Source organism: Pseudomonas sp. MH9.3 (genome assembly GCF_034354675.1).
GTDB lineage: Bacteria > Pseudomonadota > Gammaproteobacteria > Pseudomonadales > Pseudomonadaceae > Aquipseudomonas.
In genome coordinates, this window is sequence record NZ_CP133785.1 from 1,455,397 (window position 1) to 1,468,649 (window position 13,253).

The following is a 13,253-nucleotide window of genomic DNA, read 5'->3' on the forward strand; positions in this document are numbered from 1 at the left end:
GGGCTCATGATAGGCCGGCACCCGTGATAGGATGCCGCGCCTATTTGGAGGATCCATGGCCGAACACGATTTCCGCTTCAGCTTGCTGAGCCCGCAACACACCCTGATCGAATGCCGCGCCCTGGTGCCGGGCCGTTACCAAGTGACCGGCAACGGCGGTTCGATCAAGCATGGCGACGTGCTGATCGTCACCCTGCGCGGCAGTAAAACCCTGTCGATGCGCCTGACTGTCGAAGGGGACGCACGCTACTCCATCCGCCCCGCTGGCCAGTGGGTCGCCATGGCCCACGGGCCGCAATTCGGCGAGCTTGAGATTCACACCTGGAAGGTCAACTGCGACAGCTGCGACAACGTGCTGGAGTTTGAATTTGCGGTGGAAACCAAGCTGACCAAAGCACCGCTGCAGCCAGCGGCCAACGCGCGCATCAAGGCGTTGGGCTGGGCCAGCGATGGCGACAGGCACCGCTGCCCGAAATGCCAGCAGGCCGCGCAATGAGAAGCCTGTTGCTCATCGCCCTGGCGGCCGGCCTGAGCGGTTGCGCCGGTCACGCAGTCAAGCTCAAGCAGGATCACAGCTACGTGGTGGAATGGATCGGTGAACGGCCGCTGATGGATGACGCGAACCTGACCGTCACCCTCGGTGCCGATGGCCGCGCCTACGGCAACGGTGGCTGCAACCACTGGTTTGCGCCCTACACCGTGAACGGCGACACCCTTAGCTTCGGCAAGATCGGCAGCACCCGCAAGCTCTGCGCCGAGGCCTTGATGGAGCAGGAACAGCGCTTCTTCCAGGCCCTGCAAAGCGTGCAACGCTGGGACATCTCGCCTATCGAACAGACCCGCTTCTGGCCGGCCGAAGGCAAACCGATTCGCCTGTGGCTCGAAGAAGGCTGATCGCAGAGTTGATGCAAACCCAATGTGGGAGGGGGCTTGCTCCCGATAGCGGTGTATCAGTCAATCGATGTATGGACTGAAACACTGCGATCGGGAGCAAGCCCCTCCCACATTTTTTTGGGGTATGCCCTTTAGCCGCGCAACGCCTTGAGCTTGGCCAGCACCCCTGCCGCCGTCTGCTCGCCCATCAACTGCTCGCGCACCTTGCCCTTGTCGTCAATGATGTAGGTCACCGGCAACGCCTCGCTGCGCGGGATATCAAAGAGCTCTTCGGGGTTCTGCGCCAATACGGTGAACTTGATCCCCAGTTTCTCGCTGGCGGCCTTGAGTTCCTCGCCCTGCACGTTGTCGAAATTGACCCCGAACACGCCGACGTTCTGGGCTTTCAACTGTTCAGACAACGCATTGAGCTCGGGGATTTCCGTGCGGCACGGGCCACACCATTCCGCCCAGTAGTTGACCACCAGCCACTGCTTGTCGAGGCGCTCCGCCGCCACCTTCTGGCCGTACTGGTCGACGCCATAGTCGTTGCCGCAGCCGCTGAGCAGCAGGGTTGTGATGATCGCCAATGCACCGATCAGTCGCCTTGTCATGGAGTAATCCTTCGCAAAAATGAACGTGGGCTGCGACCGGTTGCCTCTTACGGTTTAAGGACGGGCCGCCACGCGGGTAGAATACCCGCCACCTTACGCAAGATGCGACCCGCACATGACCGATCTGACGCTTTATCACAACCCGCGCTGCTCGAAATCCCGCGGTGCGCTCGAACTGCTTGAAGCCCGTGGCCTCGCTCCGACCGTGGTGCGCTACCTCGAAACCCCGTTGAACGCCGCGCAACTGACGGCGTTGCTCGGCAAGCTCGGCATCACTGCGCGCCAACTGCTGCGCACCGGTGAAGACGAATACAAGACCCTCGACCTCGCCGACGCCACCTTGAGCGAAGCCCAGGTGATCGCCGCCATCGCCGCGCATCCGAAGTTGATGGAACGCCCGATCCTGGAAACCGCCGACAAGGCCGTCATTGGTCGCCCGCCCGAGAAGATACTGGAGATTTTGCCGTGAGTACGCCGTATGTGCTGGTGCTGTATTACAGCCGTAACGGCTCGGTGAGCGAGATGGCCCGGCAGATTGCCCGTGGCATCGAGCAAGGCGGGCTGGAAGCGCGCCTGCGCACGGTGCCGGCGATTTCCGCCGAGTGCGAAGCCGTGGCGCCGGGCATTCCGGAAGAAGGCGCAGTGTATGCGAGCCTGGATGACCTGAAGAACTGCTCGGCCCTGGCCCTGGGCAGCCCGACGCGCTTTGGCAACATGGCCGCGCCGCTCAAGTATTTTCTCGATGGCACCAGCAACCTGTGGCTCACCGGCGCCCTCGTCGGCAAGCCGGCCGGGGTGTTCACTTCCACCGCCAGCCTGCATGGCGGCCAGGAAACCACGTTGATGTCGATGCTGCTGCCGTTGCTGCACCACGGCATGCTGATCACCGGCCTGCCCTACAGCGAGCAGGCGCTGCTCGACACCCAGGGCGGCGGCACGCCCTATGGCGCGAGCCACCATGCCGGAGCGGACGGCAAGCGCCTGCTCGATCAACATGAAACCGCCCTGTGCCGCGCCCTGGGCCAGCGCCTGGCAAAAACCGCCCGGCTGTTGGACGGCCAACCGGGCTAAGGTCCTGCCACCCCGCTCCCACAGCTTGCAATGCATGCCAAATGTGGGAGCGGACTTACCCGCGAAGGGCTCACCCGGGTCTCAATGATTGACGGTATAAGCCAGCATCATCGACAACTGACACATCGGCCGCCCGCTCTCGGCGTGCCACTGGTTGAACGCGCCCTGCACCGCCGCGAGATCCCGCAGGCTGGTGGGCGCCCTGTCGACGATCTTCTGCGCATTCAGCGCCGCCACCACATCATCACTGGGCACAAAGGTGTCCTTGCCCACCATGCGCAAAAAGCGCGGTGCCGACAGCCCGCCCAACTGGTGGCCGTGCTTGCTCAGGTATTTCCATAACCCGACGATGTCGGTCACCGGCCAGTCGGCGACAAAGGCGCCGAAGCTGCCCTTTTCCTGCTCGATATCCAGGATCATCTGCGCGTTGCGCGGCACGCTCTTGAGTTTGCCCAGGTGGCGGATGATGCGCGTGTCCTGCATCAGCCGTTCCAGGTGCTCGGCGCCCATCAACACGACTTTCTCCGGGTCGAAACCGAAGAATACCTGCTCGAATGCCGGCCACTTGGCGTCCACCACGCTGTGCTTCAGGCCTGCGCGAAACACCCGCAACGCCAGGGTCGACAGGTAGCGGTCATCGCTGATCTTGCGCAGCTGCGCGGCCGTTTTGGGCGTTGGCAGGTGGGCTTCCAGCTTGGCCGCCGAGCCGAAGCGGTTCAGACAATATTCGTTCAGCCACTTGTAATCGCGCATGCCCTCTCCCGGGGATTGAAATGAAAACGGCGCCCGTGAGCGCCGTCCTTCAGAGCGTTGCAGGGCCTCAGAGGTTCACTACATTGACGAAGCGCGAGGCGGCGCTCTCGTCGATACGCAGGCTGGTGAAGTCGAACAGGTTGCGGTCGGCCAACTGCGACGGGATCACGTTCTGCAGGCTGCGGAAGATGCTCTCGGTACGCCCGGGTGTCTTGCGCTCCCAGTCCAGCAGCATCTCCTTGACCACCTGGCGCTGCAGGTTTTCCTGGGAGCCGCACAGGTTGCACGGGATGATCGGGAACTGCTTGAGGTCGGAGTAGGCCTGGATATCCTTCTCGTTGCAATACGCCAGCGGGCGGATCACCACGTTGCGCCCGTCATCGGCGCGCAGCTTGGGCGGCATGGCCTTGAGCGAGCCGTTGAAGAACATATTGAGAAAGAAGGTTTCGACGATATCGTCGCGATGATGACCCAGGGCCATCTTGGTCGCGCCAATCTCGTCGGCAAAGGTGTAGAGCGTGCCCCGGCGCAGGCGCGAGCACAGCGAGCAGGTGGTCTTGCCTTCGGGAATCAGTTCCTTGACCACCGAATAAGTGTCCTTCTCGACGATGTGGTACTCCACGCCCAATGCCTTGAGGTAGGCCGGCAGCACATGCTCGGGAAACCCCGGTTGTTTCTGGTCCATGTTGACGGCAACGATGTCGAACTTGATCGGCGCGACCTTTTGCAGGTGCAGCAACACATCGAGCATCGTATAGCTGTCTTTGCCGCCGGAGAGGCAGACCATGACCTTGTCGCCGTCCTCGATCATGTTGAAATCGGCAACCGCCTCACCGGCCAGGCGACGCAGGCGTTTTTGCAGTTTGTTCTGGTTGACCGTAAGAGTGCCCATGGCGCTTGGATCCGCTGGAGGTGTGTGACGAAAAGCGCAGCATTTTACCGATAAGGCCGGTGAAGTTCCAATGCGCCCGCTGAGCCTTTAAACCCTGGGCAATGACCATTCGGCGCCTGACAGATTCGGAAACACCCCGCTTTGCGGCATACTGGACCGCTCTGGAGATAGATACAGCATGTCCGAGCCACTCAATACCCGCGTCGAAGATTGTTTCCTGCAAGCCGAATCCTTTTTCAAACGAAGCTTCAAACGCCCCCAGATCAGCCTCAAGCTGCGGGGCCAGAAAGCCGGTGTCGCGCATTTGCACGAAAATCTGCTGCGCTTCAATCCACAGCTGTACCGCGAAAACAGCCAGCACTTCCTGAAACAGACCGTGGCCCATGAGGTGGCGCATCTGATTGCACACCAATTGTTTGGCGAGCGCATCCAGCCCCATGGCGAGGAATGGCAACTGATCATGCGCGGCGTTTATGAACTGCCGCCGGATCGCTGTCACACCTATGCAGTGAAGCGCCGCCAAGTCACTCGCTACATCTACCGATGCCCGTGTGCGGACAGCGACTTTGCGTTTTCCGCGCAGCGCCATGGCATGGTGGCCCAGGGGCGCAGGTATCTGTGTCGGCGGTGTCGGCAGACGTTGGTGTTCAGCGGGGAAACCCGCGTGGAATAAGGGCCTCATCGGGAGCAAGCCCTCTCCCACAGCGATCTGCGCTTAACTGACTGGCATTGGGGCTTGCCTGCGACAGCGCCCGGCACCGTCACCCCACTGTTTTGATCACGGCGGGCTTTTTCGCAGCCGCCGCTTTATCATGAGCCTACGTTTGTTTGCCGAGTGTTCCATGAAGTTCGCGATTGCACTGTATAGCGCCGCCCATGCGCCCTCCTCGCGCCGCGCCTTGCTGTTCGCCCAGGCGGTATTGGCCGGCGGGCACGACATTGTGCGGCTGTTCTTCTATCAGGACGGTGTGTACAGCGCGTCCAACAACATCGTTGCGCCGCAGGATGAGCAAGACATTGCGCGCCAGTGGCGTGATTTTGTCAGCCAGCATCAGCTTGACGGCGTGGTGTGCATCGCCGCCGCCCTGCGCCGTGGCGTGCTTGACCGCGACGAAGCCACCCGTTATCAGCGCAGCGCGGTGAATCTGGATGCGCCCTGGGCGCTGTCGGGCCTGGGGCAACTGCATGACGCCATCCAGGACGCCGACCGCCTGATCTGTTTTGGAGGGCCGTGACATGTCCAAATCCTTGTTGGTAATCAGCCGCCAGGCGCCGTGGTCCGGGCCGAGCGCGCGGGAAGCCCTGGATATCGTGCTGGCCGGTGGCGCATTCGATCTGCCGATCGGCCTGCTGTTCATGGACGACGGCGTGTTTCAGTTGGCCTCGGACCAGAACGCCAGGGCCGTGCAGCAAAAGGATCTGAGCGCCAACCTGCAGGCGCTGGAGTTGTTCGGCATCGACGATGTATTCGCCTGCAACCACAGCCTGGAAGTACGCGGACTGAATGCGCCGGCCAGCGCCCAAGGCCTGGGCAGCGACGCCATTGCCCAATTGATCGACCGTTACGACCAGGTGATAACCCTCTGATGTCGACTCTCCATGTGCTCTCCCACTCCCCGTTCACCGACAGCCGTCTCGACAGCTGCCTGCGCATCTGTGGCGCCGAGGACGCGATTCTGCTCTGCGGCGACGGCGCCTACGGCCTGCAAAATGCCGCGCTGCAAGGCAAGGGCGTGAAAGTCTTCGTGCTGGCCGAAGACAGCCAGGCGCGCAACCTGCCACTGCCCGACTGGGCCGACAGTGTCGATTACCCCGGCTTCGTGCAGCTATCCGTCGGCTACGACAAGGTCAACACCTGGCTATGAACACCCTCACCGTAGGCGCGCGCTGCCTCGAACTGGACAAGGACGGCTACCTCGTCGACCTCAACGACTGGTGCGTGGACGTCGCCAACGCCCTCGCCGCTGCCGAAGGCCTGGCATTGACCGCCGCGCACTGGGAAATCCTCGAGTTGCTGCGCGGCTTTTATGCCGAGTTCCAGTTGTCCCCGGCCACACGCCCGCTGATCAAATACACCGCCTTGAAGCTGGGCCCGGAAAAGGGCAACAGCCTGCACCTCAACAAACTGTTCAACGGCACTCCCGCCAAACTCGCCGCCAAACTGGCGGGCCTGCCCAGGCCGACGAATTGCTTATGACCGACTTTGCCCCACTGACCCTCGCTACGCCCGAAGAGCACCCGTTTGCGCCGTTCGTGCGCATCCTCGGCAAAGGCAAGCGTGGCGCGCGCAACCTGACCCGCGCCGAAGCCCGCGAAGCCATGGGCATGTTGCTCGACGAAAAGGTCGAGGACACCCAGCTCGGCGCCTTCCTGATGCTGCTGCGCCACAAGGAAGAGAGCCCGGAAGAACTCGCCGGCTTCACCGAAGCCGTGCGCGAGCGCCTGAACGCGCCGGCGTTGAATGTGGACATCGACTGGCCCACCTATGCCGGCAAAAAGCGCCACCTGCCGTGGTTCCTGCTGGCGGCCAAGTGCCTGGCGCAGAACGGCGTGCGCATCCTGATGCACGGCGGCGGCGCGCACACCGCCGGGCGGCTGTACACCGAGCAATTGCTTGAAACCCTGCAAATCCCCCTGTGCCGCACCTGGCAACAGGTCGAGGCGGCTTATGAGCATGGCAACCTGGCGTTTATCCCGCTGGGCGATTGGGCGCCGCAGTTGCAACGCATGATCGACCTGCGCAACACCCTGGGCCTGCGTTCGCCGATCCACTCGCTGGCGCGCCTGCTCAACCCGCTGAAGGCCCGTTGCGGCCTGCAAAGCATTTTCCATCCGGGCTACCAGGGCGTGCACCGCGACGCCAGCGGCCTGCTGGGCGATAACGTGATCGTGGTGAAAGGCGACGGCGGCGAAATCGAGATCAACCCCGACACCCTCAGCCATTTGTACGGCACCACGCGCGGCCAGAGCTGGGACGAAGAGTGGCCTGCCCTCTCCGCCCAGCGCCACGTCAAACCGGCCAGCCTTGAGCCCGAGCACTTGACAGCGCTGTGGCGCGGCGACGTCGAGGACAGCTACCCGCAACTGGCACTGATCGCGACCATGGCGCTAGCCCTGCGCGGTCTTGGCCAGCCACGGGAGCAGGCGTTCGAACTGGCCCGGCACTACTGGTTAGCGCGGGACAAATCGATTTAATCGATGATTGTCGCCGGGTATTTGCGCTTTTAGTTCGAACTCACGCCTTTAGACTGGGCTCCAACGCTTATTAGCCAAGGAGCCAATCATGGGTTTGCTGATCGAAGGACACTGGAAAGACCAGTGGTACGAAAGTAGCGCAGATGGCGCTTTCCAACGCGAACAGGCACAACGTCGTCACTGGGTGACCGCCGACGGCGCGCCCGGCCCAAGCGGCGAAGGTGGCTTCAAGGCCGAAGCGGGCCGCTATCACCTCTACGTGTCGCTGGCGTGCCCGTGGGCGCACCGCACCTTGATTCTGCGCACACTCAAGGGGCTGGAAAGCCTGATTGACGTGTCGGTGGTCAGTTGGTTGATGCTGGAAAACGGCTGGACCTTCGACAAGGCCCACGGCTCCACAGGCGACGCTCTGGATGATTTCCAGTTCATGCACCAGCGCTATACCGCCGACACCGCCGATTACACTGGGCGCGTCACCGTGCCGGTGCTGTGGGACAAAAAACTCAAGCGCATCGTGAGCAACGAATCGGCGGAGATCACCCGCATGTTCAACAGCGCGTTCAACGCGTTGACCGGCAACACCCTGGACTTCTACCCCGAGCCACTGCGCCCGACCATCGACGCACTGAACGAGCGCATCTACCCGGCCGTCAACAACGGCGTGTACCGCGCGGGCTTTGCCACGTCGCAGCAGGCGTATGAAAGTGCATTTGATGATGTGTTTGCCGAGCTGGACCAGCTGGAACAGCACCTGGGCACGCATCGCTACCTGGCCGGTGAGTACCTGACCGAGGCGGATGTGCGCTTGTTCACCACGCTGATTCGCTTTGATGCGGTGTATTACAGCCACTTCAAGTGCAATCTGCGGCGCATTGCCGATTATGCGAATTTGTCGAACTGGCTACGGGAGATGTATCAGTGGCCGGGGGTGGCCGAGACGGTGGATTTTGCACATATCAAGGGGCATTACTATGCGAGCCATCGCACGATCAATCCGACCGGGATCGTGCCGAAGGGGCCGCTGCAAGGGTTTGATGGCGAGCATGATCGCAACAGGCTGACTGGCCAGGGCGTTCACGGCTGACTGCACAACTCTGGGAAGCGGGCCTGTCTTCAGTCAAGCGCAGACTCCCTGTGGCGAGCAGGCTTGTCCTGCGCTGGGCTGCGCAGCAGCCCCAAAGCCAGACGCTGAGCCGTATCAGGTAAAACGCGCTTTCCTTGATTGGGGGCGCTTCGCACCCCAACGCGGGGCAAGCCCTAATGCCGTTCAGTCAAGCGCAGATTCCCTGTGGCGAGCAGGCTTGTCCTGCGTTGGGCTGCGCAGCAGCCCCAAAGCCAGGCGCTGAGCCGTATCAGGTACACCGCGTTTTGCTCGATTGGGGGCGCTTCGCACCCCAACGCGGGGCAAGCCCGCTCGCCACAATAAGCCCACAAAACCCGGGGTTGCCATCAGGAGGCGATGTCAGACCTGGGATTGGGCGCCTTCGAACCATTTGAGTTTTTCACGCAACACCACCACCTCACCCACGATCACCAGTGTCGGCGCATGCACTTCATGCTCCGCCACCATGCGCGGCAGGTCGGCGAGGGTGCCGGTGAATACGCGCTGGTTGGCGGTCGTCCCCTGCTGGATCAACGCAGCCGGGGTGTCCGGCGCGCGGCCATGCTGGATCAGCTGTTCGCAGATGATCGGCAACCCAATCAACCCCATGTAAAACACCAGGGTCTGCGACGGGCCGACCAGGTCCCGCCAGGGCAGGTCCGAGGTGCCGTTCTTCAAATGCCCGGTGATGAAACGCACCGATTGCGCATAGTCGCGGTGGGTCAGTGGAATCCCGGCATAGGCCGCGCACCCGCTGGCCGCAGTGATCCCCGGGACTACCTGGAACGGGATGCCATGGGCCGCCAGCTCTTCGATTTCTTCCCCGCCACGTCCAAAAATGAACGGATCGCCCCCCTTGAGGCGCAGCACGCGCTTGCCCTGTTTGGCCAGGCTGACCAATTGCTGGTTGATCTGCTCCTGCGGCACCGCGTGTTCAGCGCGGCGCTTGCCAACGTAGACACGCTCGGCATCGCGACGACACAGATCCAGAATCGCCGGTGCCACCAGACGGTCATACAGCACCACATCGGCCTGCTGCATCAGGCGCAGCGCGCGGAAGGTCAGCAGGTCCGGATCGCCCGGGCCGGCGCCTACCAGATACACTTCGCCCGGCGCATAAGGCGGCGCACCGTTGACCTTTTCGATCAACAGGCGCTCGGCTTCAGCCCCCTGCCCGGCCAACTGACGGTCGGCAATCGGGCCTTGAAACACCTCTTCCCAGAACGCACGGCGTTGCTGCACATCCGGGTACAAACCTTTGACCTGAGCGCGAAAGCGTGCCGCCAGGCCGGCCAGTTGACCGTAAGTCGATGGAATCCAGGTTTCCAGCTTGGCGCGAATCAACCGCGCCAGCACCGGCGCATCGCCGCCGCTGGACACTGCGATCACCAGCGGCGAGCGGTCGACAATCGCCGGGAAGATCACGCTGCACAACGCCGGCGCATCCACCACATTGACCGGCACGCAACGGCGCTTGGCATCATTGGACACTTGCGCGTTCAACGGCTCGTCGTCGGTGGCCGCAATCACCAGCACGCAACCGTCGAGGTCAGCCTCCTGATAACCGCGCAGCACGACCTCCCCGCCACTGCCCAGCACCAGTTCACGCAACTGACCTTCGACCTGGGGAGCAACCACCTGCAGCAACGCACCGGCCTCGGCCAGCAGGCGGGATTTGCGCAAGGCAATTTCCCCACCGCCAACCACCAGTACACGACTGCCGCGCAGGTTATGAAACAGCGGCAGAAATTCCATTTAACCGATGACCTCGACGCCCGCCATGTAAGGCTTGAGCACCTCCGGCACGCGGATCGAACCGTCTGCCTGCTGGTAGTTTTCCAGCACGGCCACCAGGGTACGGCCAACGGCCAGGCCCGACCCGTTGAGGGTGTGCACCAGTTCCGGTTTGCCGGTTTGCGGGTTACGGAAACGCGCCTGCATACGCCGCGCCTGGAAATCGCCGCAGTTGGAGCACGACGAAATCTCGCGGTATTTGTCCTGGCTCGGCACCCACACTTCCAGGTCGTAGGTCTTCACGGCGCTGAAGCCCATGTCGCCGGTGCACAGGGCCAGCACACGATAAGGCAACTCCAGCAGTTGCAGCACGCGTTCGGCGTTGGCGGTCAGGCCTTCAAGGGCCTCCATCGATTTGGCGGGTTCGACCACCTGCACCATTTCAACCTTGTCGAACTGGTGCTGGCGGATCATGCCGCGGGTATCACGACCCGAGGCACCGGCTTCGCTGCGGAAACACGGGCTGTGGGCGACGAATTTGAGCGGCAGCTGCCTGGCGTCGAGGATCTCGCCGGCGACGATGTTGGTCAGCGACACTTCGGCGGTCGGGATCAGGTACAGGTCGGCTTCGCCATCGCGGCTGATCTTGAACAGGTCCTCTTCGAACTTGGGCAACTGGCTGGTGCCCATCAGCGCTGGCGCCTGCACCAGGTAAGGCGTGTAGGCTTCCTCGTAACCGTGCTCGGCGGTGTGCAGGTTGATCATGAACTGCGCCAGGGCGCGATGCATGCGCGCAATCGGGCCGCGCAGCAAGGCAAAGCGCGCGCCGGACATCTTCGCAGCGGTTTCGAAATCCAGGCCGCCGGTCAATTCGCCCAGGGCGACGTGGTCCTTGATCTGGAAATCAAACGCTTTGGGCGTGCCCCAGCGACGCACTTCGACGTTGCCGTCTTCGTCGGCGCCAATCGGCACTGACTCATGAGGGATGTTGGGGATGCCGAGCAGGATCGAATCCAGCTCGGACTGGATCCTGTCCAACTCGACCTTGCCCTCGGACAGCTCGCTGCCCATGCGCTCGACGTCCGCCATCAACGGCGCGATGTCTTCGCCGCGCTGCTTGGCCTGGCCAATGGATTTGGAGCGCGCATTACGGTCAGCCTGCAGTGCTTCGGTGCGGGTCTGGACGGTCTTGCGCTGTTCTTCCAGCGCTTCGATGCGCGCAACATCCAAGGCAAAGCCACGGGATGCCAGGCGGTCCGCTACGTCCTGAAGGTTGCTACGTAACAGTTTGGAATCGAGCATGTCGGTCTCTCGTTTATCAAAGTTTGGTCAAGGACAGGCCGGCCCAGGTGGCGAGCAGCCCGCCGAACACGCTGATGCCCAGGTACCCGAAGGCGACCAGGGCCTGGCCGCTTTCCAGCAGGCGCAGCGTGTCCAGTGAAAAGGATGAAAAGGTCGTCAGACCGCCTACAAAGCCGACAATCAAGCCGGCGCGAATCTCAATCGGCACGTCCGGACGCAACAGGAACCAGCCGTACAACAGCCCGATAATCAGGCACCCCACCAGATTGACCGCCAGGGTCGCCGCGTAAAAATGCTTCGGCCAGTTGGCGCTCACCCACGTCCCGGTGGCGAAACGCAATAATGTACCAGCGATGCCGGCAGCGGACACGGCAAGAATCGTCTTGAGCACTACTTTCTCCGCTGCCTGGGGCTGAGACGGTCGAGTTGAGCGAGGTGATTGAGCTTTTCGCCGATCTTCAGCTCCAGGCCACGGGGCACCGGCTGGTAGAGCGGCAATGGCTCAAGCTCATCGGGGAAATAATCTTCGCCGGCGGCGTAGGCGTCCGGCTCATCGTGGGCGTAGCGGTATTCATCGCCGTAGCCCAATTGCTTCATCAGCTTGGTCGGCGCATTGCGCAGGTGCATCGGCACTTCGAGGGAGCCGTGTTCGGCCGCCGCGCGCAATGCCGACTTGAAGCCCATGTACACCGCGTTGCTTTTTGGCGCGCAGGCGAGATACGTGATGGCCTGGGCCACCGCCAGCTCCCCTTCGGGGCTGCCGAGGCGCTCCTGCACGTCCCAGGCGGCGAGGCACAGACTCAGGGCGCGCGGGTCGGCGTTGCCGATGTCCTCGCTGGCCATGCGCACCACACGCCGCGCCAGGTACAGCGGGTCGCAACCGCCATCGATCATCCGCGCAAACCAGTACAACGCGCCGTCCGGGTTGGAGCCGCGCACCGATTTGTGCAGCGCCGAAATCTGGTCGTAGAAGGCTTCGCCGCCCTTGTCGAAACGTCGACGCGTATCGCCCAACAGGCTTTGCAGGAGATCGACGCCAATCTCGCTGCCGTCTTCGGCCAGGTCCGAGGCGTTTTCCAGCAGGTTGAGAAAACGCCGGCCATCGCCATCGGCGGCGGTGAGCAAAATCTGAAAGCCTTCGTCGCTGACGCTCAACTGGCGCTTGCCCAGGCCCTTGTCTTCGCCCAGGGCGCGCTGCAGCAGCTTTTGCATGGCGGCGGCGTCCAGGCTCTTGAGCACATAGACCCGCGCCCGCGAGAGCAAGGCGTTGTTGAGTTCGAAAGAGGGGTTTTCGGTGGTGGCGCCGATAAAGATCAGCGTGCCGTCCTCGACGTAGGGCAGGAACGCATCCTGCTGCGACTTGTTGAAGCGATGCACTTCGTCGACAAACAGGATGGTGCGCTTGCCGTACTGGCCGGCCTGCTGCTTGGCGACTTCCACCGCCTGGCGGATTTCCTTGACCCCGGCGAGTACCGCCGAGACCGTTTCAAAGTGAGCGTCCGAGACCTTGGCCAGCAGCCGCGCCAGGGTGGTCTTGCCCACACCGGGCGGCCCCCAGAAGATCATCGAGTGCAGCGAACCCTGCTCCAGGGCTTCGCGCAGGGGCTTGCCGCGCGCGAGCAGGTGTTCCTGACCGACATACTCATCCAGGTTGGTCGAGCGCAGGCGCGCGGCCAGGGGCTGGGCAATCGGATCACTTCGAAACAGGTCCATGGGC

18 protein-coding genes are annotated in these 13,253 nt (G+C 62.6%); 11 read left to right on the plus strand and 7 right to left on the minus strand.

Features of this window, described 5'->3' with window-relative positions; genetic code table 11:
• The first annotated feature begins 55 nt into the window (after positions 1–55).
• Both RHM60_RS05970 and RHM60_RS05975 read left to right on the plus strand, forming a co-directional pair.
• Positions 56–496 (plus strand): hypothetical protein, encoded by a 441-nt coding sequence (locus RHM60_RS05970; RefSeq protein WP_209982783.1) that lies wholly within the window; start codon positions 56–58, stop codon positions 494–496.
• Entirely contained in the window at positions 493–894 is a 402-nt protein-coding gene (locus tag RHM60_RS05975) for an META domain-containing protein (RefSeq protein WP_322213940.1), read from the plus strand. Before RHM60_RS05970 ends, RHM60_RS05975 begins: the two co-directional genes overlap by 4 nt.
• Positions 895–1,025: 131 nt before the next feature.
• Here the strand turns inward: RHM60_RS05975 and RHM60_RS05980 are convergent, their stop codons facing one another.
• Positions 1,026–1,487: a TlpA disulfide reductase family protein gene (locus RHM60_RS05980; protein ID WP_003232144.1), complete on the minus strand. Its 462-nt coding sequence runs from the start codon at positions 1,485–1,487 to the stop codon at positions 1,026–1,028.
• Positions 1,488–1,602: 115 nt separating this feature from the next.
• Between RHM60_RS05980 and arsC the strand changes: the two genes are divergently transcribed.
• Complete coding sequence (gene arsC, locus RHM60_RS05985) at positions 1,603–1,956, plus strand: arsenate reductase (glutaredoxin) (RefSeq protein WP_209982789.1); 354 nt, start codon at positions 1,603–1,605, stop codon at positions 1,954–1,956.
• Positions 1,953–2,558: an NAD(P)H:quinone oxidoreductase gene (gene wrbA / locus RHM60_RS05990; protein ID WP_209982791.1), complete on the plus strand. Its 606-nt coding sequence runs from the start codon at positions 1,953–1,955 to the stop codon at positions 2,556–2,558. The genes arsC and wrbA overlap by 4 nt, the downstream gene beginning before the upstream one ends.
• Positions 2,559–2,639: 81 nt before the next feature.
• Here the strand turns inward: wrbA and RHM60_RS05995 are convergent, their stop codons facing one another.
• A complete protein-coding gene (locus RHM60_RS05995) occupies positions 2,640–3,311 on the minus strand; it encodes a DNA-3-methyladenine glycosylase I (RefSeq protein WP_057007494.1) in 672 nt (223 codons plus the stop codon).
• A 67-nt stretch (positions 3,312–3,378) separates the two neighbouring features.
• Entirely contained in the window at positions 3,379–4,203 is an 825-nt protein-coding gene (gene ttcA / locus RHM60_RS06000) for a tRNA 2-thiocytidine(32) synthetase TtcA (RefSeq protein WP_003232138.1), read from the minus strand.
• A gap of 178 nt (positions 4,204–4,381) precedes the next feature.
• On the opposite strand from ttcA, the gene RHM60_RS06005 reads away from it, so the two are divergent.
• From RHM60_RS06005 to RHM60_RS06035, 7 genes are all read left to right on the plus strand, one after another.
• The gene (locus RHM60_RS06005; RefSeq protein WP_057007496.1) at positions 4,382–4,876 is read left to right on the plus strand and encodes a SprT family zinc-dependent metalloprotease; all 495 of its coding nucleotides are present in this window, start codon (positions 4,382–4,384) and stop codon (positions 4,874–4,876) included.
• Positions 4,877–5,045: 169 nt separating this feature from the next.
• Positions 5,046–5,438: a sulfurtransferase complex subunit TusD gene (gene tusD, locus RHM60_RS06010; RefSeq protein ID WP_209982798.1), complete on the plus strand. Its 393-nt coding sequence runs from the start codon at positions 5,046–5,048 to the stop codon at positions 5,436–5,438.
• Position 5,439: 1 nt separating this feature from the next.
• Complete coding sequence (gene tusC, locus RHM60_RS06015; protein ID WP_209982799.1) at positions 5,440–5,790, plus strand: sulfurtransferase complex subunit TusC; 351 nt, start codon at positions 5,440–5,442, stop codon at positions 5,788–5,790.
• Positions 5,790–6,068, plus strand: a complete 279-nt coding sequence (tusB, locus tag RHM60_RS06020) for a sulfurtransferase complex subunit TusB (protein ID WP_209982801.1) — start codon at positions 5,790–5,792, stop codon at positions 6,066–6,068. Before tusC ends, tusB begins: the two co-directional genes overlap by 1 nt.
• Positions 6,065–6,400 carry a TusE/DsrC/DsvC family sulfur relay protein gene (locus RHM60_RS06025; protein ID WP_322213941.1) on the plus strand — a complete coding sequence of 112 codons (336 nt, stop codon included), beginning with the start codon at positions 6,065–6,067 and terminating at the stop codon, positions 6,398–6,400. Before tusB ends, RHM60_RS06025 begins: the two co-directional genes overlap by 4 nt.
• Positions 6,397–7,398 carry a glycosyl transferase family protein gene (locus RHM60_RS06030; RefSeq protein ID WP_322213943.1) on the plus strand — a complete coding sequence of 334 codons (1,002 nt, stop codon included), beginning with the start codon at positions 6,397–6,399 and terminating at the stop codon, positions 7,396–7,398. The genes RHM60_RS06025 and RHM60_RS06030 overlap by 4 nt, the downstream gene beginning before the upstream one ends.
• Before the next feature lie 88 nt (positions 7,399–7,486).
• Entirely contained in the window at positions 7,487–8,482 is a 996-nt protein-coding gene (locus tag RHM60_RS06035; protein ID WP_322213944.1) for a glutathione S-transferase family protein, read from the plus strand.
• 378 nt (positions 8,483–8,860) lie between these two features.
• Here RHM60_RS06035 and cysG read toward each other — a convergent pair whose 3' ends face one another.
• From cysG to RHM60_RS06055, 4 genes are read right to left on the minus strand one after another with little or no spacing between them, the layout of a single operon-like run.
• Complete coding sequence (gene cysG / locus RHM60_RS06040; protein WP_209982811.1) at positions 8,861–10,255, minus strand: siroheme synthase CysG; 1,395 nt, start codon at positions 10,253–10,255, stop codon at positions 8,861–8,863.
• Positions 10,256–11,536, minus strand: coding sequence for a serine--tRNA ligase (serS, locus tag RHM60_RS06045; RefSeq protein ID WP_209982812.1), 1,281 nt, complete (start codon positions 11,534–11,536; stop codon positions 10,256–10,258). It lies immediately after the preceding gene.
• Positions 11,537–11,552: 16 nt separating this feature from the next.
• On the minus strand, positions 11,553–11,927 hold the full coding sequence (gene crcB / locus RHM60_RS06050; RefSeq protein WP_209982814.1) for a fluoride efflux transporter CrcB: 375 nt from the start codon (positions 11,925–11,927) through the stop codon (positions 11,553–11,555).
• Positions 11,927–13,249, minus strand: coding sequence for a replication-associated recombination protein A (locus RHM60_RS06055; protein ID WP_322213946.1), 1,323 nt, complete (start codon positions 13,247–13,249; stop codon positions 11,927–11,929). Before RHM60_RS06055 ends, crcB begins: the two co-directional genes overlap by 1 nt.
• Positions 13,250–13,253 lie beyond the last annotated feature (4 nt).

Excerpts from the sequence above, each read along its gene's own strand:
- RHM60_RS05970 (WP_209982783.1), top strand. The coding sequence starts at position 56 with ATGGCCGAACACGATTTCCGCTTCAGCTTGCTGAGCCCGCAACACACC.
- RHM60_RS05975 (WP_322213940.1), top strand. The coding sequence starts at position 493 with ATGAGAAGCCTGTTGCTCATCGCCCTGGCGGCCGGCCTGAGCGGTTGC.
- RHM60_RS05980 (WP_003232144.1), bottom strand. The coding sequence starts at position 1,487 with ATGACAAGGCGACTGATCGGTGCATTGGCGATCATCACAACCCTGCTG.
- arsC (WP_209982789.1), top strand. The coding sequence starts at position 1,603 with ATGACCGATCTGACGCTTTATCACAACCCGCGCTGCTCGAAATCCCGC.
- RHM60_RS05995 (WP_057007494.1), bottom strand. The coding sequence starts at position 3,311 with ATGCGCGATTACAAGTGGCTGAACGAATATTGTCTGAACCGCTTCGGC.
- ttcA (WP_003232138.1), bottom strand. The coding sequence starts at position 4,203 with ATGGGCACTCTTACGGTCAACCAGAACAAACTGCAAAAACGCCTGCGT.
- RHM60_RS06005 (WP_057007496.1), top strand. The coding sequence starts at position 4,382 with ATGTCCGAGCCACTCAATACCCGCGTCGAAGATTGTTTCCTGCAAGCC.
- tusD (WP_209982798.1), top strand. The coding sequence starts at position 5,046 with ATGAAGTTCGCGATTGCACTGTATAGCGCCGCCCATGCGCCCTCCTCG.
- tusC (WP_209982799.1), top strand. The coding sequence starts at position 5,440 with ATGTCCAAATCCTTGTTGGTAATCAGCCGCCAGGCGCCGTGGTCCGGG.
- tusB (WP_209982801.1), top strand. The coding sequence starts at position 5,790 with ATGTCGACTCTCCATGTGCTCTCCCACTCCCCGTTCACCGACAGCCGT.
- RHM60_RS06025 (WP_322213941.1), top strand. The coding sequence starts at position 6,065 with ATGAACACCCTCACCGTAGGCGCGCGCTGCCTCGAACTGGACAAGGAC.
- RHM60_RS06030 (WP_322213943.1), top strand. The coding sequence starts at position 6,397 with ATGACCGACTTTGCCCCACTGACCCTCGCTACGCCCGAAGAGCACCCG.
- RHM60_RS06035 (WP_322213944.1), top strand. The coding sequence starts at position 7,487 with ATGGGTTTGCTGATCGAAGGACACTGGAAAGACCAGTGGTACGAAAGT.
- cysG (WP_209982811.1), bottom strand. The coding sequence starts at position 10,255 with ATGGAATTTCTGCCGCTGTTTCATAACCTGCGCGGCAGTCGTGTACTG.
- serS (WP_209982812.1), bottom strand. The coding sequence starts at position 11,536 with ATGCTCGATTCCAAACTGTTACGTAGCAACCTTCAGGACGTAGCGGAC.
- RHM60_RS06055 (WP_322213946.1), bottom strand. The coding sequence starts at position 13,249 with ATGGACCTGTTTCGAAGTGATCCGATTGCCCAGCCCCTGGCCGCGCGC.